Origin of the sequence: Streptomyces sp. NPDC050263, assembly GCF_040655955.1 — a bacterium.
GTDB lineage: Bacteria > Actinomycetota > Actinomycetes > Streptomycetales > Streptomycetaceae > Streptomyces.
Window position 1 is genome coordinate 1 of the sequence record NZ_JBFAKW010000040.1, and the last position, 20,641, is coordinate 20,641.

General features: G+C 71.3%; 19 protein-coding genes and 1 pseudogene. 10 read left to right on the top strand and 10 right to left on the bottom strand.

Annotation, left to right across the window (positions count from 1 at the left end):
* Positions 1-326: 326 nt before the first annotated feature.
* On the bottom strand, positions 327-1,286 hold the full coding sequence (locus AB0J04_RS19695; protein ID WP_363169769.1) for an ABC transporter substrate-binding protein: 960 nt from the start codon (positions 1,284-1,286) through the stop codon (positions 327-329).
* 413 nt (positions 1,287-1,699) lie between these two features.
* Here AB0J04_RS19695 and AB0J04_RS19700 point away from each other — a divergent pair, with 413 nt between their 5' ends.
* The 5 genes and pseudogenes from AB0J04_RS19700 to AB0J04_RS19720 form a co-directional block, all read left to right on the top strand.
* Positions 1,700-4,708: an ATP-binding protein gene (locus AB0J04_RS19700; RefSeq protein ID WP_363169770.1), complete on the top strand. Its 3,009-nt coding sequence runs from the start codon at positions 1,700-1,702 to the stop codon at positions 4,706-4,708.
* On the top strand, positions 4,705-5,181 hold the full coding sequence (locus AB0J04_RS19705; RefSeq protein ID WP_363169771.1) for a roadblock/LC7 domain-containing protein: 477 nt from the start codon (positions 4,705-4,707) through the stop codon (positions 5,179-5,181). The genes AB0J04_RS19700 and AB0J04_RS19705 overlap by 4 nt, the downstream gene beginning before the upstream one ends.
* A gap of 30 nt (positions 5,182-5,211) precedes the next feature.
* Positions 5,212-5,655, top strand: a complete 444-nt coding sequence (locus AB0J04_RS19710; protein ID WP_363169773.1) for a DUF742 domain-containing protein — start codon at positions 5,212-5,214, stop codon at positions 5,653-5,655.
* Positions 5,642-6,241: an ATP/GTP-binding protein gene (locus tag AB0J04_RS19715; protein WP_351909395.1), complete on the top strand. Its 600-nt coding sequence runs from the start codon at positions 5,642-5,644 to the stop codon at positions 6,239-6,241. Before AB0J04_RS19710 ends, AB0J04_RS19715 begins: the two co-directional genes overlap by 14 nt.
* An 80-nt stretch (positions 6,242-6,321) precedes the next feature.
* Positions 6,322-6,750, top strand: a pseudogene (locus AB0J04_RS19720) (RidA family protein); the annotation flags it as partial.
* On the opposite strand, the gene AB0J04_RS19725 reads toward AB0J04_RS19720, so the two are convergent.
* The 5 genes from AB0J04_RS19725 to AB0J04_RS19745 form a co-directional block, all read right to left on the bottom strand.
* Positions 6,749-7,177 carry a hypothetical protein gene (locus tag AB0J04_RS19725; RefSeq protein WP_363169774.1) on the bottom strand — a complete coding sequence of 143 codons (429 nt, stop codon included), beginning with the start codon at positions 7,175-7,177 and terminating at the stop codon, positions 6,749-6,751. The pseudogene AB0J04_RS19720 and the gene AB0J04_RS19725 overlap by 2 nt on opposite strands.
* 46 nt (positions 7,178-7,223) lie before the next feature.
* Complete coding sequence (locus AB0J04_RS19730) at positions 7,224-7,892, bottom strand: ABC transporter permease (protein ID WP_363169775.1); 669 nt, start codon at positions 7,890-7,892, stop codon at positions 7,224-7,226.
* On the bottom strand, positions 7,889-8,644 hold the full coding sequence (locus AB0J04_RS19735) for an ABC transporter permease subunit (protein WP_363169776.1): 756 nt from the start codon (positions 8,642-8,644) through the stop codon (positions 7,889-7,891). The genes AB0J04_RS19730 and AB0J04_RS19735 overlap by 4 nt, the downstream gene beginning before the upstream one ends.
* Complete coding sequence (locus tag AB0J04_RS19740; RefSeq protein ID WP_363169777.1) at positions 8,641-9,795, bottom strand: ABC transporter ATP-binding protein; 1,155 nt, start codon at positions 9,793-9,795, stop codon at positions 8,641-8,643. The genes AB0J04_RS19735 and AB0J04_RS19740 overlap by 4 nt, the downstream gene beginning before the upstream one ends.
* 93 nt (positions 9,796-9,888) lie before the next feature.
* Positions 9,889-10,020 carry a hypothetical protein gene (locus tag AB0J04_RS19745; RefSeq protein ID WP_363169778.1) on the bottom strand — a complete coding sequence of 44 codons (132 nt, stop codon included), beginning with the start codon at positions 10,018-10,020 and terminating at the stop codon, positions 9,889-9,891.
* 253 nt (positions 10,021-10,273) lie between these two features.
* On the opposite strand from AB0J04_RS19745, the gene AB0J04_RS19750 reads away from it, so the two are divergent.
* Together AB0J04_RS19750 and AB0J04_RS19755 are read left to right on the top strand one after the other, a co-directional pair.
* Complete coding sequence (locus AB0J04_RS19750) at positions 10,274-11,131, top strand: dolichyl-phosphate beta-glucosyltransferase (RefSeq protein ID WP_363169779.1); 858 nt, start codon at positions 10,274-10,276, stop codon at positions 11,129-11,131.
* A complete protein-coding gene (locus AB0J04_RS19755) occupies positions 11,128-13,323 on the top strand; it encodes a glycosyltransferase family 39 protein (protein WP_363169780.1) in 2,196 nt (731 codons plus the stop codon). The genes AB0J04_RS19750 and AB0J04_RS19755 overlap by 4 nt, the downstream gene beginning before the upstream one ends.
* Before the next feature lie 241 nt (positions 13,324-13,564).
* Here the strand turns inward: AB0J04_RS19755 and AB0J04_RS19760 are convergent, their stop codons facing one another.
* The 3 genes from AB0J04_RS19760 to AB0J04_RS19770 are packed head-to-tail and all read right to left on the bottom strand — an operon-like array spanning position 13,565 to position 16,050.
* Positions 13,565-14,278, bottom strand: coding sequence for an FAD:protein FMN transferase (locus tag AB0J04_RS19760; RefSeq protein ID WP_363169827.1), 714 nt, complete (start codon positions 14,276-14,278; stop codon positions 13,565-13,567).
* 22 nt (positions 14,279-14,300) lie between these two features.
* Complete coding sequence (locus AB0J04_RS19765) at positions 14,301-14,702, bottom strand: FMN-binding protein (RefSeq protein WP_363169781.1); 402 nt, start codon at positions 14,700-14,702, stop codon at positions 14,301-14,303.
* A gap of 10 nt (positions 14,703-14,712) precedes the next feature.
* Positions 14,713-16,050: a ferredoxin reductase family protein gene (locus AB0J04_RS19770; protein WP_363169782.1), complete on the bottom strand. Its 1,338-nt coding sequence runs from the start codon at positions 16,048-16,050 to the stop codon at positions 14,713-14,715.
* A gap of 152 nt (positions 16,051-16,202) precedes the next feature.
* Here AB0J04_RS19770 and AB0J04_RS19775 point away from each other — a divergent pair, with 152 nt between their 5' ends.
* The 3 genes from AB0J04_RS19775 (at position 16,203) to AB0J04_RS19785 (ending at position 20,213) form a co-directional block, all read left to right on the top strand.
* Positions 16,203-16,895 carry a response regulator transcription factor gene (locus AB0J04_RS19775; protein ID WP_363169783.1) on the top strand — a complete coding sequence of 231 codons (693 nt, stop codon included), beginning with the start codon at positions 16,203-16,205 and terminating at the stop codon, positions 16,893-16,895.
* Entirely contained in the window at positions 16,892-18,397 is a 1,506-nt protein-coding gene (locus tag AB0J04_RS19780; protein WP_363169784.1) for a HAMP domain-containing sensor histidine kinase, read from the top strand. The genes AB0J04_RS19775 and AB0J04_RS19780 overlap by 4 nt, the downstream gene beginning before the upstream one ends.
* An 808-nt stretch (positions 18,398-19,205) precedes the next feature.
* The gene (locus tag AB0J04_RS19785) at positions 19,206-20,213 is read left to right on the top strand and encodes a lysylphosphatidylglycerol synthase transmembrane domain-containing protein (protein ID WP_363169785.1); all 1,008 of its coding nucleotides are present in this window, start codon (positions 19,206-19,208) and stop codon (positions 20,211-20,213) included.
* Positions 20,214-20,221: 8 nt separating this feature from the next.
* On the opposite strand, the gene msrB is transcribed toward AB0J04_RS19785, so the two are convergent.
* On the bottom strand, positions 20,222-20,632 hold the full coding sequence (msrB, locus tag AB0J04_RS19790) for a peptide-methionine (R)-S-oxide reductase MsrB (RefSeq protein ID WP_363169786.1): 411 nt from the start codon (positions 20,630-20,632) through the stop codon (positions 20,222-20,224).
* Positions 20,633-20,641: the final 9 nt, after the last annotated feature.

Below are 20,641 nucleotides of genomic sequence, written 5' to 3' on the forward strand. Positions count from 1 at the left end.
CCCCAACAAACCTCGGACTCCCATTTAATAGGGGGGAATTTATCTCATTCTGGGGCCTAGAGCGGCGCCCCGGCGCGGGCGGGGCCGGCCCCCCCCCCCCCCCCCCGACACCCTTACAGGGACGGCACTCGCGGGCCCCGGGGTGGGTCCACGCGGGCACGACCGCACCGTCGGCGAGCGCGATCGGCTCGCCGACGGTGCGGGTGGTTCCGTTCAGGACGGTCCGGGCGCCCACTCGGTGCGGGGGAACCCGGGCCGGCCGGTCCGTTTGCAGTTGTGGGTCCAACGGTCCTCCGGCCCGGTGGCCCGGTGGCCCGGTGGGAACCTCAGCCCAGGCCGGCCGACTTCAGCCAGGCCTTGGCGACGTCCAGCGGGTCCTTGCTCTCCAACTGCACCTGGGAGTCCAGGTCGAGCAGGGTCTTCGTGTCGAGCTTGGCGGAGACGGCGTTGAGCGCGTCGACGCCCTCCTGGGAGAGCCCGCTCTTGTAGACCAGCGGAGTCACGTTCGCGAATCCGAAGAGGTTCTGCGGGTCCTGGAGAACGACGAACTTCTCCTTGGTGATCGTCGGGTCCGTGGTGAAGAGGTCCGCGGCCTGCACGGTGTTCTGCTTCAGCGCGGCCTGGGTCAGCGGGCCGCCCGCGTCGAGCGCCTTGAAGGACTTGAACTTCAGCCCGTAGACCGACTCCAGGCCGACCATGCCCTGCTGACGGGTCTGGAACTCGGGCGAACCGCCCAGCACCAGGTCCGGCGCGACGTCCTTGAGGTCCGCGAGCGTGGACGTCGCGGTGAGGTTGTACTTCTTCGCGGTCGCCGCGTTGAGCGTGACGGAGTCCTTGTCCTCGGCGGGGGACGACTCCAGCAGCGTCAGCTTGGAGTCGAGCTTGGCCTTCGCCGCGGCGTTCACCGTCTCGAGCGACTTCTGCTCGGCCTTCGCGTCGAGGTACGCCAGCAGCGAGCCGTTGTACTCCGGGAGAACCGTGATGGAACCGTTCTTGAGCAGGCCGTACGTGGTCTCACGGCTGCCGATGTTGGGCTTGTAGGACACCTTGATGCCCTTGGCCTTCAGGGCCTCGCCGTAGATGTCGGCGATCAGGATGCTCTCGGCGAAGTTGTTGGAGCCGACGACCACGGTGTCGCCGGCCGCCTTGCCGCCGGCCAGCGGGTCGGAGGTGTCGTCGGAAGAGGAGGAGCATCCCGCCAGCAGGGCCGTCATCGCGGCAAGGGCGACGGCCGCCGCACCGGGGTGGTTCCTGAGGGACCTGCTGCTGTGGGCGTTGGAAGTCACGGTTCTCGTTCCGGGCTGGGGGGTAGATGAAAGTTCAATCACTGTGGCCTGATCCAATCCAGCCGCTTCTCGGTCAGTCAAGGGCGGCAGGATTACCGATTGGCTTCGATCCGCGATCGCTTGTGCGCGGATCGGGAGATCACCTGTGTACCCCTCCGGAGGCCCTCGCAAGGCCCTCCTACGCCGCTTCGTAATCGATTCTTGACGTAGGGCGACGCGCTCGACCGTTCGAATAGACGATAGTGTCGCCGGAGTTGGCGTCCGCCACAGCAGTCGGCGGCGGCCACGGCGGTGTACGGGGGCCACACCGGTGTCGTGGAATTTCGGACACTTGCGTGCAGGGAACAAACAGGAAACAGCACGCATGCAGCACCCCCTTTGCACGCATGCAACGCCCTTTTGAAGGAGGCCCGGTGTCCACGAAAGAGGTGGACGCTCCCGCCCGGTCGGCACCCTTGGCGCCGTCGTCCGTGCGTCGGAGTCTGCGGAGTTTCGCCGACCGGTGGCCCTTCCAGCGCAAGCTGAACGTACTCGTCGGTATCCCGCTGGCGGTGATCGCCCTCCTGCTGACGTACCTCATCGTCGACCTGGTGCAGGAGTCGAACCGCGCGGAGGACTCCGCCCAACTGGTGCGGGACAGCGCTCAGGTGGCCCAGCTCCTCTCCCGACTGCAGAACGAACACCAGCAGGCCATCCTGCTCTCCGTGCGGCACGAGGCGTCCCTCGACGGCGGCACCCCCTCGACGGATGCGTACCGGCAGGCGCAGGCCGCCGTGGACGCGCAGGTCAAGAAGGTCGTCAGCACCTTCGGCGACCGACTGCCGGACACCGAGGCGCAGGCCCTGCGAGAGGTCGAGGGTCTGAGTGGGCTGCGCTCCACCATCGAGCAGGGTTATCTGCCCGCCGACAACATCGACCCCGCGTACTCCGGCGCGGCCACCGGCCTCATCGACGGCCTGGGCCTGGACCGCAACTCCGCGCTGGCCACCACCTTCACCGGCAATCTGCTCGACTCGCTGCTGCGTGCCGACGCCGCCCACGGCGCCTACGAGACCGGCGTGTTCTCCGCCCGCACCGGCGACAGCAACGCGCTCATCGAGTTCACCGGCGCGGTCGGCTCGTACGAGCTGTACACCTACCAGGCCGAGCGGTTCGAGCGGTTCGCCACCGCCGCTCAGTCCGACAAGCTCGGCGACATCGAGCACAACTCCGCGCAGGCCTCCATCAGTCGGCACTTCGCCGAACTGGCCGTCGACCCCAGCGCGTTGCAGGCGGAGTCGACGGCCGACATCCGCAGAGCGTTCCGGACGGCCATCGCCTCCTACCCCGAGTACAGCGCGCAGGCCGGCACCCGGCTCCAGATCACCACCTCGCTCATCGACCAGATCGCCGACCGGGCCGACGACGCCTCGGTCAGTGCCCAGTGGCGCGTCGGCCTGCTGCTGAGCCTGGCTCTGATCGGCTTCGCGCTCTGGATCGCCTTCTCCATCCTGGTCCGCCGCTCCGTGGTCCGCCCGGTGCTGGCGCTGACCGACGCCGCCCAGGAGGTCGCGGAGGTCGCGGGCCGTGAACTCGCCCGTGTCGCCGACGACGACGCCGAGGAGTCCGGGCCGCCGCGGCTGCGTGAGCTCCCGGTCACCGCGGACGACGAGATCGGCGCACTCGCCGAGGCCTTCAACAACGTGCAGACCACCGCGGCCGCGCTGCTGGAGCGCCAGGTGCTCAGCCGGCGCAACGTCGCCGAGATGTTCGGCAACGTCGGCCGCCGCGTCAGCAACCTGACGACCCGTCAGTTGGCCTTGATCGACGCGGTGGAACGCGGCGAGACCGACCCTGCCCTGCTCGAACGCCTCTACTCCATCGACCACATCGCGGTCCGGCTGCGTCGCAACGCCGACAGCCTGATGCTGCTGGCCGGCATCCGCGAGACCGTCCTGGACGGCGGTCCGACCGCCCTCACCAACGTCGTACGCGCAGCCCTCGGCCAGATCGAAGGCTTCCAGCGGGTACGGCTGCGGGCCGCGACCGAGACCATGGTCGAGCCCGACATCATCGGCGACCTGACGCTGATGATCGCCGAACTCCTCGAGAACGCCGTGTCGTTCTCGCCCGAGGGCAGCCCCGTCGAGGTGGTCGTGGGCACCGATGCCGACGGCGCGTCGATCACCGTCGCCGACCACGGCCTGGGCATGAGCGTGGAGCGCCTCGCCGAGGAGAACGCCCGTCTGGTGCGCCGCGAACGCCTCGACGTCGTCCCGACGAAGGTGCTCGGCCTGTTCGTGGTCGGTGCGCTCGCCCGCCGCTGGGACGTCGACGTCACCCTGTCCCGCACCCCGGGCGGCGGTGTGACGGCCGAGGTGCTGATCCCCTCGACACTGCTCCTGACGATGAGCGAGGTCGGCCCGGCGGGCAAGCCCGCCCCCCTCGCCCCGCCTTCTTCCCTCGCCGTCCCCGCACTCGCCGCGCCGTCGGCTCCCGCGGCCGGCCCCTCCCCGTCCTCCTCGGTCCCGTCCTGGGCCTCGAACGAGGACGACCCGAACTCGCTCCCGCGCCGGGTCCCCCGCCGCGACCCGTCCCCCGCCGACCGGGAACCAGAGGCCCCCCTCACCCCGACGGCCACCGCCGAAAGCCCGACGACCGACTCGGCCGCCGTCGCCTCCGCCGCGGCGGATTCCGGTGCCGCCGTCCGTACGGCGAAGTCCGAGTCCCCGGCCGAGGCTGACGGCCCCGTCCCTGCCGCGGCCCCGGCGGCCGCAGCGAGCCCCGTGGCCCGCACGCACCCGGCCGAACCAGGGATCCCGGCACCCCGCACAGCCGAGCCGACGCTCCACACCCGTGCGCAGGACGGAATGGAGGCGGACACCGGTACGCCCGAGCCGGCACCCCGCGCCCACGCGGCGGCCGGCCACGACGGCAGCTCGGCCGACCCGGCAGGCCGACCCGCGCTCCCCGCCCGCCGGGCGGAACCGGTCGCGACCGACCGCGTCAACGGCGGCGCCGCCTCCGCCGAACCGTCACCGCTGGGCGGCGACGGTCCCCGTCCCCTCCGCCGACGCGTACGCGGGGCCACCCTGCGGACGACCGTCGACGCCGCCGCCCAGCAGGCGGCGCGGCAGGCCCCGCGCATCGCCGACGCGGACGCCGTCCGCAATTCGCTCGACGAGTTCGAGGCGGCCGTGGCCCGCGCCCACCGCGACACCGGTGAACACCCACGCCCGACCTACGGCCCTGCCGACGGCCTCTCCGAAGACCCCACCGCTCGCCGGAACGACCGCCGGCGCGACCACCGTCCCGACGATCACCCCGATCGGGCCGAGCGGACAGAGCCGTCCGACTCGTCGTCCGACCTGATCACCGATCCGATCACGGTTCGGGACACCACGCACCACCAGAACCACCTTCCGGAAGGAGCCGAGCAGTGAGCACGTCGACAGGTGAGACTCCCGCCGGAGACACCAAGCCGACCGATCTGCGGGCCGCCGCAGCCGACTTCACCTGGCTGCTCAACCGTTTCGCCACCGAGACCGCGGGCGTCGTGGACGCCATCGCGGTGTCCTCCGACGGGCTGCTGATCGCCGTGTCGGAGCTGCGCGAGCACGCCGACTCCGAGCGGCTGGCCGCGATCGTCTCGGGCATCACCAGCCTGGCCGCCGGCGCCTCCGGCAACTACGGCCTGGGCGGCCTGAACAAGGTCATCATCGATCTGGAGGGCGGCCATGTCCTGGTCTCCGCGATCGGCAGCGGCGCCGTGCTCGGCGTGGTCACCGACAAGGAGGCCAAGCTGGGCAACATCGCCTACGAGATGACGGTGTTCGCCAACCGCGCCGGCAGCGCGCTCAGCCCACAGCTCGTCCTGGAACTCAAGAACAGCGTCGGCGCCACGCGTACGCGTTGACGCGTGCAACCGTAGAGAAAGCGATTTCCGATGGCGGACGGCCGTACCCCGCGCGGGGCAGGCGAGGACGGCGTCGCCCCCGTCGGCCCCGCGCCCGCGGTCCGGCCGTTCCTGGTCACCGCCGGCCGGGTGGCGGGCGGTGCCGGCGAGGCGTCGTCCGGCCGGACGATGCCCGTGGAGACCCAGTTGGTGGCCACCGCCGACGGGCTCGGCGCGCTCGGCCGGCTCTCCTTCGAACAGCACGACATCGTCGCCGCCTGCCGTGTGCCGCAGTCGATCGCGGAGATCGCGGCCAGGCTGCGGCTGCACCTGAACGTGGTGCGGGTTCTCGCCGAGGACCTGCGGGCGGCGGGGCAGCTCTCGGTGCACGTGCCCGACTCCGGCGTCACCCACGACGCATCCGTTCTGCGCAGGGTTATCGATGGCCTGCGGGCCATCCCCGACTCCCGGGGGGTACTCCGTGACACCGACTGAACCGCTGGTCCGCACCTCGGCCGGCCAGGCCGCCGTACGGCCGCCGCTGCCGGTGAAACTGGTGATCGCGGGCGGCTTCGGCGTGGGCAAGACCACCGCCGTCGGCTCGATCTCCGAGATCGAGCCGCTGACCACCGAAGCGGCCATCACCGAGGTCGCGGCGGGGGTGGACGACCTCAGCCACACCCCGCGCAAGACCACCACCACGGTCGCGATGGACTTCGGCTGCATCACCATCGACCCCACTCTGAAGCTGTATCTGTTCGGCACGCCCGGACAGGAGCGGTTCGGTTTCATGTGGGACGACATCGTGGAGGGCGCGATCGGCGGGCTCGTCATCGTCGACACCCGCCGGCTCGACGACTGCTACGCCGCCGTCGACTACTTCGAGCACAAGCAGATCCCGTTCGCCGTCGCGGTAAACGCCTTCGACGGTCATGTCGCGCACACGCTGGACGAGGTCCGCTGGGCTCTCGACGTGTCGGACGGCGTCCCGCTCCTGGTCTTCGACGCCCGCGAGCGCGGCTCGGTACGGGACGCCCTGCTCGTCGTACTGGAACAGGCGCTGGCCCGCTCGGAGGGCTGACGGAACGGCCATTGGGGTGCGCTCGGGCGCACTCGGGCGTGGAGGGGGAATGGCCTCCCCCGCGCCCGAGTCGCCCCGTCATGAGCCATGGCGAAAGCCGTTACGACGACGGCCGCGGCGGCCGTACGATCACCGACCCGCCTGCCCTGCACGACCCCACGCCCTTCGGCTACAGCCATGCCGTGTCGGCGCCCGGCGAACTCGTCTTCCTCGCGGGGCAGTACGCCTCGGACACGTCCGGCGCCCCGATACCCGGCGATTTCGCCGCCCAGGTGTAACTGGCCCTCGACCGGCTGGAGTCGGCGCCGGCCGGCGTCGGTCTTCGACTCGAGCACGTCGTGCGGCTGGGTACGTTCATCGTCGACCACGACCCCGGCAAGCTCGAGACGCTCGGGAGGGCGCTGCACTCCCGCTTCGGCAACCGGATGCCGGCGCAGACCATGAGCGGGGTCGCCGCGCCGGCCCTGCCCGGGATGCTGTTCGAGTTCGACGCGGTCGCCGTACGGCCTACGCCTCGGAGCCAGGCCCTGTCGCCGTCCCTCGGTCGAGCGACCAAGCCAGCACAGCCGCGCCGACGGGTACCGCGACAAGGCTGCCGACGAGGATGCCCACGTCCGCGTCGACCGGTGGGGGAAACGCCCAGTTCACCGCTGCGGCCCCGAGCAGGGTCGTCGTGACCAGCGCCAGGAGGGCGACCACGACCGCAGACCGACGCCGGGGCCCCGCGCGGTAGGCCTCCGCCGCGGGCCAGACGGCGAACATGGCCGCCATCATGAAGACGAGACCGGGGTCGGGCAGCCACCCGAACGGCCACGTCACCAGGGTGACGACCCCGGCGAACGCGAGGCCGAGGAGTTCCATCCCGACGGTGGACACCACCACGTCCCACGGACGGTGCGGAGCCGGGTGGTTCCCGCTGTCCTCGTCGTCGGCCACGTCGGCAGAGTAGCCGACAGCAGGGTGAATGCCCCCTGGTGCGGCCTCAGTTGCTCCTGCGCACCCCCGGCGACACGGTCAGCTTGGTCGCCGCCCAGAACAGCGCGAGCGTGGCGAGGGCCAGACCGGCGACCAGGGTGGCGCCGCCCACGACCTTCTCGTAGTCGTGCTGGTAGAGGCCGTCGACGATGTAGCGGCCGAGGCCGCCGAGGCTGACGTACGCGGCGATGGTGGCCGTGGAGACGATCTGGATGGCCGCCGAGCGCAGACCGCCGAGGATGATCGGGAGCGCGACGGGCAGTTCGACGCGCAGCAGGATGTCGGACTCGCGCATGCCCATACCGCGAGCGGCGTCCACCGGGGAGGGGTCGACGGAGCGCATCGCCTCGTAGGTGGTGACCAGGATCGGCGGGACGGCGAGGACGACCAGCGGGATCATCACCGGCAGCAGGCCGAACCCGAGCACGATGGTCGTCACGACCAGCAGGCCGAAGGTGGGCAACGCCCGGCCGGCGGTGGCAACCAGGGAGAGAACGTTTCCACCACGTCCGTAGTGACCCGTCACCAGACCGATCGGCAGCCCGATCGCAGCCGCGAGGACGAGTGCTTCCACGGAGTACTGGACGTGTTCCCACAGACGGGTGGGGATTCCGTCGTAACCCTGCCAGTGCGCGCTGTCGTTGAAGAAAGCGTTTATGAAATTGAGTACGTTCACCGGGCTGCGTCCTCCAGGGCGGGCACGGCCGGTGCGGGCCGCCGGCCCCCGGCGGTCTTGGACTCTCCGCCGCCCGCTCCACCCTTTCCGCGCTTACCGCCCTTGCCGCCCGTCCCGCTCGGCATCCAGGGCGTGAGCAGGATGCGTACGCCGACCAGCGCGGCGTCCGCCAGAATCGCCAGAACGGCGCTGGTGATCACGGAGTTCCAGGCGAGTTCCGGCCGGTTGTAGATCTGCGCGTCGTGCAGCAGGTTGCCGAGCGCGCCCTGGTTGCCGATCAGCATGCCGACGCTGACCAGGCTGATGCTGGACACGGTGGCCACCCGCAGACCGGCGATGATCGCGGGCACCGCGATCGGCAACTGCACCTGGAGGTAACGGCGTACGGGGCCGAAGCCCATGGCGGTCGCGGCGGCCAGGGTCTCCTGCGGCACCGAGCGGACGCCGTCGACGATCGCCGGGACGAGCACGACCAGGGTGTAGATCGTGAGCGGGATCATCACCGTCAGCTCGGTCTGCCCCGTGTAGTCGATGAGGACGACGAAGAAGGCCAGGGACGGGATGGCGTAGAGCACGGTCGTCACCCACAGCACGGGCGGGTACAGCCAGCGCAGTCGCACGCACAGCTGGGCCAGCGGGAGCGCCAGCAGCAGCCCGCCCAGCACCGGCAGCAGGGCCTCGCGCAGATGCAGCCCGATGAGGCCGAGCCAGTCGTGCTGGAGGTCGCTGGGGATGTCGAAGAAGCGGTTCACCGGACCGCCTTCTGGGCGGTCTCGCCGACGGCCTGCCGCTCCTCGCGGCCTGCCGCGTGGGCGCCGCGGATGGCCTCGCCGATGGCTGCCTGCGAGACGACTCCGGCGGCCCGGCCCTCGGCGTCCACGGCGACCGCCCAGCCGGTGGGCGACAGGACGGCGCAGTCGAGCGCGGCCCGCAGCGAGTCCTGCCCGGCGACGAACGGCCGCCCGTAGGGCAGCAGCCGGCCTGCGTCGACCTGTCCGGCCGTCAGCTCGCCGGGCTCGCTCCAGCCGAGCGGACGGCCGTCCAGGCCGGTCACGAGGACGTAAGGGGTTTCTACCGCCTCGCGAGCGGCGATCTGCTCGGCAGTGGCGTCGATCGCGACGATCGGAGCGGTGAGCAGCTCCAGACCGGCCGAGGAGAAGAACGACAGGCGTCGGATTCCCCGGTCGGCGCCGAGGAAGTCCTCGACGAACGCGTCTGCGGGGTCGGACAGCAGCTCGGCGGGCGGCGCGAACTGCGCGAGCCGACCGCCGGTACGCAGTACGGCGACCATCGTGCCGAGCTTGACGGCCTCGTCGATGTCGTGCGTGACGAAGACGATCGTCTTGCCCAACTCCGACTGGATGCGCAGGAGTTCCTCCTGGAGGCCCTTGCGGACGACAGGGTCGACGGCGGAGAACGGCTCGTCCATCAGCAGGACCGGCGGATCGGCGGCGAGCGCCCGTGCCACACCGACGCGCTGCTGCTGGCCGCCGGAGAGCTGATAGGGGTAACGCTTGGCGAACGCCGCGTCGAGCCCTACCCGTTCCATCAGCTCGCGGGCCCTCTCGCGGGCCTTGTCCTTGCTCCAGCCCAGCAGCCGGGGGACGGTGGCGATGTTGTCGATGATCGTGCGGTGCTGGAAGAGTCCGGCGTTCTGGATGACGTAACCCATGGACCGGCGCAAGGTGTTGACCGGTTGCTGACGGCTGTCGACGCCGTCGATGAGGATCGTGCCCTCGCTGGGCTCCACCATCCGGTTGATCATCCGCAGGGTGGTGGTCTTGCCGCAGCCCGAGGGGCCGACGAGGACGGTGATCGCACGGTCGGGTATGTCGAGTGAGAGCCGGTCGACCGCCACCGTGCCGTCCGGGTATCGCTTGGTGACTGAATCTATGCGTATCAAAACGCCGAATACCCTTCGGGTCTGGCAAGTTCTGCCCACTCTCGACCACGCGAGTTCGGGCCGTTGCGGGGAGAGTCTAAACCGGTTACCAGATCAACAGTCCGCCGCCGACCCGTTGGGCAGGCAGGTCTCCGCGGCCGTCCGCTCCATACGAGTGCGCACCAAGGCGAGTCCGGCAAGGAAGGCGGGGATCTCCTCCGGGCCGACGACGTCACCGTCGTGCACGCTCACCAGGGCGGGCAGGAAGCGCGCGCCCCCGCCCCCGGGCGAAGCGATTCCTTCCGTTCCTCTCTGTTTCCCTCTGTTCCCCTATGTTCCCCTCCGTTTCCTTCTACTTCATTCCTTTTCCTTACGTTTCCTCGCGCTCCCTCCCGGTCCCGCGATCCGTTCTGTGCGCAACCTGTGAGTCCGCTGATTCTCACTCTTCCCTCAGGACCGGCTCAGGGATCCCCCAGACGGGGCCCCGATCGTCAGGGCCATGAACGAAACGAACGCGGGAGGCGTCCGGCAGCGGTCGGTCGAGATCGTGGTGCCGGTCCACAACGAGGCACACGTCCTCGCCGACAGCATCGGCCGTCTCCACGCACACCTCGAAGAGTCCTTCCCGTTCCCGTTCCGCATCACGATCGCGGACAACGCCAGCACGGACCGCACCTGGTACGTGGCGACCGATCTGACCCTCCGTCTCCCGCACGTGCACGCCGTGCGGCTGGAGCAGAAGGGCCGGGGCCGCGCCCTGAAACACGTGTGGAACCGCTCCAGCGCCGATGTCGTGGCCTACATGGACGTGGACCTGTCGACGGGCCTGGAGGCGTTCCTCCCCCTGGTCGCCCCGCTGCTGTCCGGCCACAGCGACCTCGCCGTCGGCAGCCGGCTGCACCGCCAGGCGGCCGTGGTCCGGGGCGCCAAGCGGGAGTTCGTCTCCCGCTCCTACAACCTGCTGCTGAAGGCCGGCCTCGGCGCCCGCTTCTCGGACGCGCAGTGCGGCTTCAAGGCCGTCCGCGCCGACGTCTTCCGCGCGCTCGCCCCGCACATCGAGGACACCTCCTGGTTCTTCGACACCGAACTGCTGGTCCTGGCCCAGCGCAACAGGCTTCGCGTCCACGAGGTGCCGGTCGACTGGACGGACGACCCCGACAGCCGGGTCGACATCGTCCGTACGGCCGTCGACGACCTCAAGGGCATGGGGCGGATGCTCCGCTCCACCCTCACCGGCCGCGCCCGGATCCCCGCCGTGCCCCGCCGCGTCGGCACCCCCCAGGTGCCGGCCGCACGCGCCGCCCTCCCCGCCGTCCTGCCCACCGGGGCGACCACCCACCTGGAGTACGCGTCATGACGACCCTCGCCCCGCCGCCCGTCCCCGTCCAGGAGGACGGTGCCCGCCACCGGGCGGCGCCGCCGGCCGACGGCGGACTCGCCTGCCGCGCCAAGCGCCTGTTCACCGGCGCTCCCGACGACCCGCGCTGGGCCCGCCCGGCCCTCTGGGCGATCCTCGTCCTGGCCACGGCCCTCTACGCCTGGAACCTCTCCTCGATCACCGGCAACACTTTCTACGACGCTGCCGTCTACAGCGGCACCAAGAGCTGGAAGGCGTTCTTCTTCGGGGCCCTGGACGCCGGCAGCTTCATCACGGTCGACAAACCGCCGTTCGCGCTGTGGGTGATGGGCCTGTCCGCCCGGGTCTTCGGATACGGCACCTGGCAGCTGATGCTGCCGATGGTCGCCGTGGGAACCGGTTCCGTCGCGCTTCTCTACCGGCTGGTCAAGCGGGACTTCGGCGCCGCGGCGGGAACGATCTCCGCGCTGGCGCTGACGCTCACCCCCATCACGGTCGCCATCACCCGGGACACCAACCCGGACCCGATCCTCGTCTTCCTGATGCTGCTGGGCGCGGGCGCGCTGCTGAAGGCCGTGCGCACGGGCCGGCTGATGCCGCTGGTGTGGTCGGGTGTCGCCATCGGTTTCGCGTTCAACACGAAGATGATGCAGGCGTACGTGGTGCTGCCCGCTTTCTTCCTGGTCTACCTGTGGGCCGCGAAGGGCTCGCTGGGCAGGCGCATCCGCAATCTCGCGGCCGGCACGGTCGCGCTGATCGTCTCCAGCGCCTGGTGGATGGTGGTCGTCGACCTGATCCCGGCCTCGTCCCGGCCGTACATCGGCGGCTCGACCGACAACACGGTCTGGGACCTGGTCATCGGCTACAACGGTTTCGGCCGTATCCTCGGGGCGAGTTCGACGGTGGGCTCGCAGGGCAACGGCGCGAGTTTCGGCGGCGAGGCGGGCCTGTACCGGATGTTCAACGAGATCATGGGCGGCCAGATCTCCTGGCTGATCCCCTTCGCGTCGATCGCGCTGGCAGCCGGTCTCGTCCTGCGCGGCCGGGCGCCCCGTACGGATGCCAGGCGCGCCGCGCTGATGCTGTGGGGCGGCTGGTTCGTCCTCCACTATCTGACCTTCGCGCTCGCCGAGGGCACCTTCCACCCGTACTACGTCACCGCCATGGCCCCCGGCATCGCGGCCCTGGCGGGCGCGGGGGGCGTGATGCTCTACAACGCCTTCCGCAACGGATCCGCGGCACGCTGGAGCTGGGTGCTGCCGGCCGCGATCGCGGCGAGCTCGGTCTGGGCGGTCGTCCTGCTCCAGCGGGTCTCCGGCTCCGGAACGCTGTACACGGTCGCCGAGGTCGTGGCCGGTGCGGCGGGAGCCGTCTCGGTGATCGGGCTGCTGGTCGGCCGGTTCACAAAGCGGCAGCGGCTGATGGGCGTCGCGGCGCTGGCGGCGGTCGTGGCGCTGCTCGCCGGTCCGGCCGCCTACGCGGCCTCGGCCGCCACCTCCAGCACCAACGGCACCAACCCGACGGCCGGTCCGAGCACCGGCGGCGGGATGGGCGGGGGCGGCATGGGCGGAGGCGGCGGCCAGCGACCGAGCGGCACCGGCGGCGGTCCGGGCACCGACTCCGGTACGGCGCAGAGCGGTTCGGGCGACGGCCAGGAGACGGGTCAGCCGCCGTCGAACAGCGGCGACTCGACGAACAGCGACAGCTCGACGGACAGCGGCAGCTCGACGGAATCCGGCACGACGGAGTCGGGCACAACGGAGTCGGGGACCACCGAGTCCGGTACTACGGAGTCCGGTACGACCGAGTCCGGCACCGCCGAGGGCCGCACCGGCGGTGGCATGGGCGGCGGCGGAACCCAGGTGTCGTCCGCGATGATCACGTACCTGAAGAAGAACCAGGACGGCGCCCTCTGGCTGGTCGCGGTGGCCACGGACCAGACGGCCTCCTCGATCATCCTGGAGTCCGGCGAGCCGGTCATCTCGATGGGCGGCTGGTCCGGCAGCGACAACGCGATGACGCTCGCCAAGCTCAAGAGCCTCGTGAAGGCGGGCAAGCTGCACTACATCGTCGTCAGCGACAGCGGTCAGGGCTCCTCGAACTCCGAGATCTCGACCTGGGTCAAGGCGAACGGCACGGCCGTGTCCGACTACAGCGGTCTCTACCGCCTGGACGCGTCCGACGTCAGCTGAGAAACCCCGTACGGGACAGCCCGTACCCACGCGAAGGGCGGGCCGCCGGCTTCACCGGCGGCCCGCCCTTCCCCCGTTTCCGCGTGCGCGAGGACGCGCCGACCGGCAACCCTGACGGCCGTTCAGCGGCAGCGTCGTCGGCGGGCGGTCGGTCGGTGACCTCGTCCCGATGTCCAGGCGACGAGCGTCGCGCCCCAGCCGAGGAGCCAGACGGCCGCTCCCAGGGCACCCGCCTCGACGCTCACGCGGCCGCTGCCGCCGCCGTCGGGAATCCGCCGGTGCGCAGCACCCGCCCGCCGGGCAGTACGGCGTACACCTCGCAGCCGTCCTGCGCCGCCGCCCACTCGACGCCCTCCGCGCCCATGGCGAAGGCGGCTGTGGCGACGGTGTCCGCCTCGGTCAGCGTCGGGGCCACGACGGTGAGGCTGTCGAGGCCGGTGGCCGGACGGCCGGTGCGGCCGTCGAGGATGTGGTCGCCGCGCTCGTAGCGCGCCGAGGTCGCGACCGCCCCGTCGGTGAGATCGAGGACGGTGCACAGCCGGTCGGCGATCTCGGGGTGCCGTACGCCGACCCGCCAGGGTCCGCCGGAGACGACCACGTCACCGCCGGCGTTGAGGCAGAACCGGCCGAGCCCGGCGCCGGTCAGCAGTTCCGCCGCCCGTTGCACGGACCAGCCCTTGACCACCGCGCAGGGGTCGAGGCCGCGCCCGGGCAACCGGACGTCGAAGGCGCCGCCGGTGGCCGCCCGGTAGCGCTCGCAGATGTCGAGGACCTCCACGAGGTCGGCGCTCAGCTCGTCGGCCGACAGCTCGCCCCGGCCGTACCGGGACACCTCGCTGTCGGCCTTGAACGGGCTGAACCGTGCGTCGACCTCGCGCAGCCAGGCGAACACGGCGTCCCCGCTCTCGTCGCGGACGACGGTGTCGTCGACCCGCAGCGAGACCGGGAAACCCATGACGTGTTCGACGCGGTGCACGTCAGGCGCCCTTCGCGTCGATCGCGGCCTGGAGGGACTCCTTGTAGCCGTCGCTGGTGAGCGTCGCGCCGGAAACGGTGTCGATGTCCGCGCTCTGCGCCGTAAGCGTTTCCGCAATCAGTTTCGGCACGGCGGCCGTCGTCTGCGGGTGATTCGGCTGCTTCAGCATCTTCACAGCCGTGATCTTGTCGCCGTCGTAGGTCACCTGGACCTGGACGTCGCCCTTCTCCGTGGTCACGGTCGTACCGGTGAAGGTCGTCGATCCCGAGGAGGAGGTGGAGGAGGACACGGAGGGCGTCGAGGCGGCCTCGGTGGTGGACGTCGTCCCGGTCGACGGCTCGTAGCGCCAGAGCGGGATCAGGCCCGCCACGGACAGGACCAGGACAGGTATGGCTCGCTTCACGTCGTCTCTCTCATCCCGCCAGGCTGAAGCGCTCGAAGTGGATCTGCGGCTTGGGCACGTCGAGCTCGCGCAGGGTGCCCAGGACCGCGTTCATCATCGGCGGCGGACCGCACAGGAAGACGTCCCGCTCCGCGATGTCCGGCACGAGCGCGACGAGTTCGCGCGGCGCCAGGCGGTCCGGCACCGGCGGCCCGGTGACCAGGTGCAGTTCGGCGCCCTTGGCGAGCGCGAGGTCGCGCAGCTCGTCGTAGAGGACGGCGTCCCGCTCGCCCGCCACCCGGTAGATGACGATCGCGTGCCCGTGGATCTCCTCCAGGAGCGCCCGGATCGGGGTGACGCCGACGCCGCCGGCGATGAGCAGGGCCTCCGGGCGGGTGCGGTGCATCGCGGTGAAGGCGCCGTAGGGGCCCTCGGCGAAGACGCGGGTGCCGGGCTTGATGTGGCGCAGCCCCGCGGAGCCGTCGCCGGCCGCCTTCGCGGTGAGGCGCAGCCGGGTGCCGTCGGGCGCGGCCGACAGGGAGAAGGGGTTCGCCTGCCACCAGCGGTCCTTGGTCAGGAACCGCCACAGGAAGAACTGGCCGGCCCGGGCGGGCAGCCGGTCCAGGTCACGACCGGTGATGTAAACGGATACGACGTTGTCCGTCTCCGGCACGACCGCCTCGACGCGCAGCTGGTGACGCCAGTTCCGCCAGAGCGGCAGGACGAACCGGCCCAGGACCACCGAGCCGAGGGCGACGCCCCACACCCCGTACCAGTAAGCGGTTGCGGCGGACGAAGCCGTGAAGGTCGTGCCGACCGCGACCTGGTGGGTGAAGGCCAGCACCACCGCGACGTAGGTGTACAGGTGGATGAAGTGCCAGGTCTCATAGGCGAGGCGACGGCGGGCCCAGCGGGCGGAGACGCCGCCGATGACCAGGATCAGCACCAGCGCGACGACAGCACGCAGCACGCCCTCGACGGTCTCGGCGAGGTCGACGAGCTGACTCACCGGATTCATCGACGAGGACTCGGCGTAGCCGAAGGTGATGAACACCACATGGCCGACCAGCGTCCACAGCAGACCGAAGCCGGTCCAGCGGTGCCAGTTGGTCAGCCGGTCCATGCCGATGCGGCGGTCCAGCCAGGGCAGCCGGGCCACCAGCAGCAACTGGAACGCCATCAGCAGGGCGGCGTACAGGCCGGCGAACCGGCCGATCACGACGAGCGCGTTGGAAGCGAAGCCCGCCTGAACCGCGAAGAGGGTCACGACGGCCGCGTTCGCGGCGAGCACGGCGTACAGGCCCGTGCGGGCCACTGCTTTGGGACGTATCGCCGTGGGGGGCACGGGAGGCGATTGGACGGTCGTCACGGACGGAAACTCCTAGATCGGGTCCTCAGAACACAGAGCTTCTCCGTGCTTTGCTGTCGTTTTCCTGTCGTACAACTTTCAAGATCTTATCGATCCACGCGCGCACGAGACGCGGGGCCGGCGCTTCGGGGCGGGTGGCGCACTATGGGCGGGTGGAAAAAGTACGACTCCTCGTCGTGGACGACGACCCGCCGATCGCCGATCTCGTGGCGACGGTCGCCCGCTACGAGGGCTGGGACGCGGTCACCGCGAACTCGGGCGAGGAGGCGCTGCGCCGCGCCGCCGACTTCCATCCCGACATCGTGGTGCTCGACCTGATGCTGCCCGACATCGACGGCTTCGGTGTGCTCGACCGGCTGCGGCACACCGGGACGATGGTGCCCGTGGTGTTCCTCACCGCACGCGACGGGGTCGCCGACCGAGTCGCGGGGCTGACCCGCGGCGGGGACGACTACCTGGTGAAACCGTTTGCCGTGGAGGAGCTGATGGCCCGGCTGCGGACCGTGCTGCGGCGCAGCTCGGGCCCCGGTTTCCAGCGTTCCGTGCTGCGGGTGGCGGATCTGACCATGGACGAGGACACCCGGGATGTCCGGCGCGACGGAAAACTCCTCACGCTGACGCCCACCGAGTACGAGGTGCTGCGCTATCTGATGCGCAAGTCGCCGACCGTGCTGACCAAGGCGCAGATCCTCGATCACGTGTGGGAATACGGTTTCGGCGGCCGTTCCAACGTCGTCGAGCTGGTCGTCAGCCGACTGCGGCGCAAGCTCGACGCGACGGGCGACGATCCGCTGATCCAGACCGTACGCGGTTTCGGATACGTCCTCCGGCAGGCGGCCGAGTGATCCGCCGGTTCTGGCAGGCGTACCGCAGACTGCGGCTCGGCACACGGCTCGCCCTCGGCCTGGGCGCGCTGTCGCTGGTCGTGTTCGCAGCGCTCGGCGCCACGCTGACCATGTACATGCGGGACTATCTGGACCACCAGCTGCGCGATCAGATCAAGCTGGTGCAGGTCGTGCAGTCCAAGGACGCCAAGGCGCACGGCGTCGTGGAGCGCAAGCCGTACTACGGCTGGTACACGGCCGTGTACGACGTCTCGGCGGGCTCGGCCGTGCTGCGCAAGCCGGCCGACGTGCCCGCGGACACCACGGCGCTGACCGCCCTCGCCCGGCGCATGGAGAACTCGACCAGCGAGGTCACCCGGACCGTACGGATCGACGGCGAGGGCGACTACCTGCTGCGCGCCTGCGAGGTCTCACCCGGGGTGGTCCTGGTCAGCGCCGCGCCGACGGGGGACATCGACGGCACCGTGCGCCAGTTGATCATCACGCAGGTGGTGGCCTTCGGCCTCGCCCTGCTGGCGCTCGTGGTGTTCGGCCGACGGATGCTGAAACGTGGTCTGAAACCGCTCAGCGACATGGCGCACACCGCGCACGGCATCGCCTCGCACGATCTGACCGAGTCGGCGTCCAGGCTGCACCTGCGCGCGGACGCACCCGGCGGCGGCACCGAGGTGGAGGAGTTGCGCACGGCCTTCAACACCATGCTGGAGCACATCGACGACTCCCTCGCCGTGCGCGCCCAGGCCGAGCAGCGCCTGCGCCGTTTCGTCGCCGACGCCTCGCACGAGCTGCGCACGCCGCTGATGTCGGTACGCGGTTACGCGGATCTTTTCCAGTACGCGGCCGCCAACGCGCCCGAGGAGCGTGACAAGCATCTGGCCCGGCTGCGCGCCGAGGCCGCGCGGATGGGCGTCCTCCTCGACGACCTGCTGCTGCTGGCGCGGCTGGACGCGGCCGAGGTGGAGACACCGCTGCGGATGGAGCACGCCGACCTGGTGGAGCTGGTCGAGCAGGCCGCCGACGCGTTTCGCGCGAGCCATCCCGGCCATCCGCTGACGGTGTCCCCGGGCCCGGCACCGGCCGCCGTACCGCTGCGGATGGACCCGCACCGCATCCGCCAGGTCCTGGACAACCTCCTCACCAACGCGGCCGTGCACACCCCGGCCGGCACGCCGGTCCGCGTCGAGGTCGCCGTCTCGTCGGACACGGCGCGGGTGCGGGTCTGCGACAAAGGTCCCGGCATCCCGTCCGACGACCGCGACCGCGTCTTCGACCGCTTCTACCGCGTCGACAAGGCCCGCAGCCGCGACCGCGGCGGCAGCGGCCTCGGCCTGTCGGTCGCCCGCTCCCTGGTCCGGGCACACGGCGGCTCGCTGGAGCTCGACGCCACGGCGGAGGCCACGGTCTTCACGGTGACGCTGCCACTGGTCCCGTCAGCGGGCCGGCGGAAGGTCACGGGCGACGAACGAACAGCCCCTGGCGAGGCGTCCACGCCGACGAACTGAAGGCGGCGGCGCCCGGCCCGGTCGGACACACCCCCGGGCCGGGCGCCGAGGACCTGACGACGCACCCGGCCCGGCAAACAGCCCACCGCTCACCGCCGCGCAACCCGCCACCGGCAGCGACAGCCTGACCACCGCCCGACCACGACGCCGCCCCACCGCCCACCGCCCGGCAACACGCCAGAGGCAGCGGCACGCGCGCCCGAGCCGCCCGCCCTCGCCGAGCATGCACCTCCTGCCGACACACCTCGCCACCAGGCAACCCACCGCCGGACACCGACACCCCCTGCTCCCGGCAACGACAGCCGCCGCCCGCCCGCCCCGACCACGACGGCGCGCCCCACCTCCCGCCGGCGCGCCGAAAGCGACGGCACGCACCCGGGCCGCCCACTCGGTCCGCCCGCCCGGGCCGGCGCCGAGGACCTGACGACGCACTCGTCGCCATGCGACCCACCGGAGCCCCCGCTCACCGCCGCGCAACCCACCGCCGGGCGGCGGCGACCCCTATCGCCGCGGCCGGGGCGCGCCGTGCCGCAGGAGACCCGTCGAAAGGGTCGACGCTACTGCGGGCCGGGTGAACCTCGGGGGCCGTGCGGGATGAACTTCGAGGGGTACGGGCAGAAATCCCACAGCCACACCGCACCTCCCCCCGCCCCACCGCATCGCGGTCGCCCTTCGGCCCGCACTCCGTCGGCTTCCGGACACCGCACCGTCACACCGGAGGGGAACCACTCCCCCGTCCCCTCCCCAGCTCGCCCCCGATCCGTCAAGCCGCCGCGCGCGGTCACGACGCGGAAGGACGACGTGCGCCGTGTCCCTGCTGCCCCTCGACGAACCGGCGGCCCCGCCCCCGGCCCCGCTCGCCAACACCCGTAGACGCCCCCTGACCTCCTCCGCGGGCCGCCGCGCCCTCGGTCTGCTCCCGATCCTGCTGCTCGCGGTGTGGGCTGCCATCGACTGGCACGCGGTCCGTGACGGCGTCGCCCGACTGGCCAGCGCCGACCCCTGGTGGCTGCTGGTCGGCCTCCTGTTCACCTATCTGGGTGCGGTCGCCGCGGCCTGTGTCCGTCAGGGCGCGGTCCTGGAGCGGCTGCCGCCGGGCCTGCTGGTGGCCTCCCAGATCGCCGCGGGCGCCGCGAACCATGTGCTGCCCGCGAGCATCGGCGCCCACGCGGTCACCGTCCGGTTCCTGCAGTGCCAGGGCATCCCGCTGCCCCGCGCCACCGCCTCGATCGCGCTGTACTCCCTGGTCAGAGCCGTGGCGAAGACACCCGTGGTGCTGATCTTCCTGCTCGCCGCCCCCACCGCCGTACCGCCCTCCGAACTCCTCCCGCAAGGGCGGACACTGCTGCTGGCCGCCGTGGGCCTGCTGCTGGCCCCGGCGGCGTGCGCGGCGCTGCTCACCGTCGCGCGGCCGTTGCGCCGCCCCGCCCTGGACTTCGTCCGTACGGCCCTCACCGACGTCAAGCAGCTGCACACCCGTCCCGCCCGCTTCCTCCCCCTGTGGGGCGGAGCGGTCGCGGCGCCGCTGATCCAGGCCAGCGTGGTGGCCTCCGTGGGGACGGCGCTCGGCCTGCCGCTGTCCTGGGCGCAGCTGCTCTTCGCGTTCCTCGCGGCGAGCACCGCCGCCGGCGCGGTGCCCGCGCCGGGCGGCATCGGCCCGGTCGACGCGGCCCTGGTGCTGACCCTGGCCGGCTACGGCACCCCGCTGCCCCTGGCCACGGCGACGGTCATCGGCTACCGGGTGCTGACGGTCTGGGTGCCGCTCGCGCCGGGGATGCTGGTGCTGTCGGCGATGGTGCAGCGCAAACAGCTCTGAGGGGCCCCTCAGCCCTCGCCGTCCGCCGCCAGGCGCAGCGAGATGCTGTTGATGCAGTATCGCTGGTCGGTCGGGGTCGGGTACCCCTCCCCGGCGAACACGTGTCCGAGGTGGGAGCCGCACCGGGCGCAGCGCACTTCCGTGCGCACCATCCCGTGCGTGCGGTCCTCGATCAGTTCGACGGCGTCGCTGTCCTTCGGGTCGAAGAACGACGGCCAGCCGCAGTGCGAGTCGAACTTGGCGTCGGAGGTGAACAGTTCGGCACCGCAGGCCCGGCAGGAGTAGACGCCCTTGGCCTTGGTGTCGGTGTACTCACCGGTGAACGCGGGCTCGGTCGCGGCCTCGCGCAGGACGGCGTACTCGGCCGGGGTCAGCTCCGCCCGCCACTTCTCGTCCGGCTTTTCGACGTCGTACGGCATGAGCCTCAG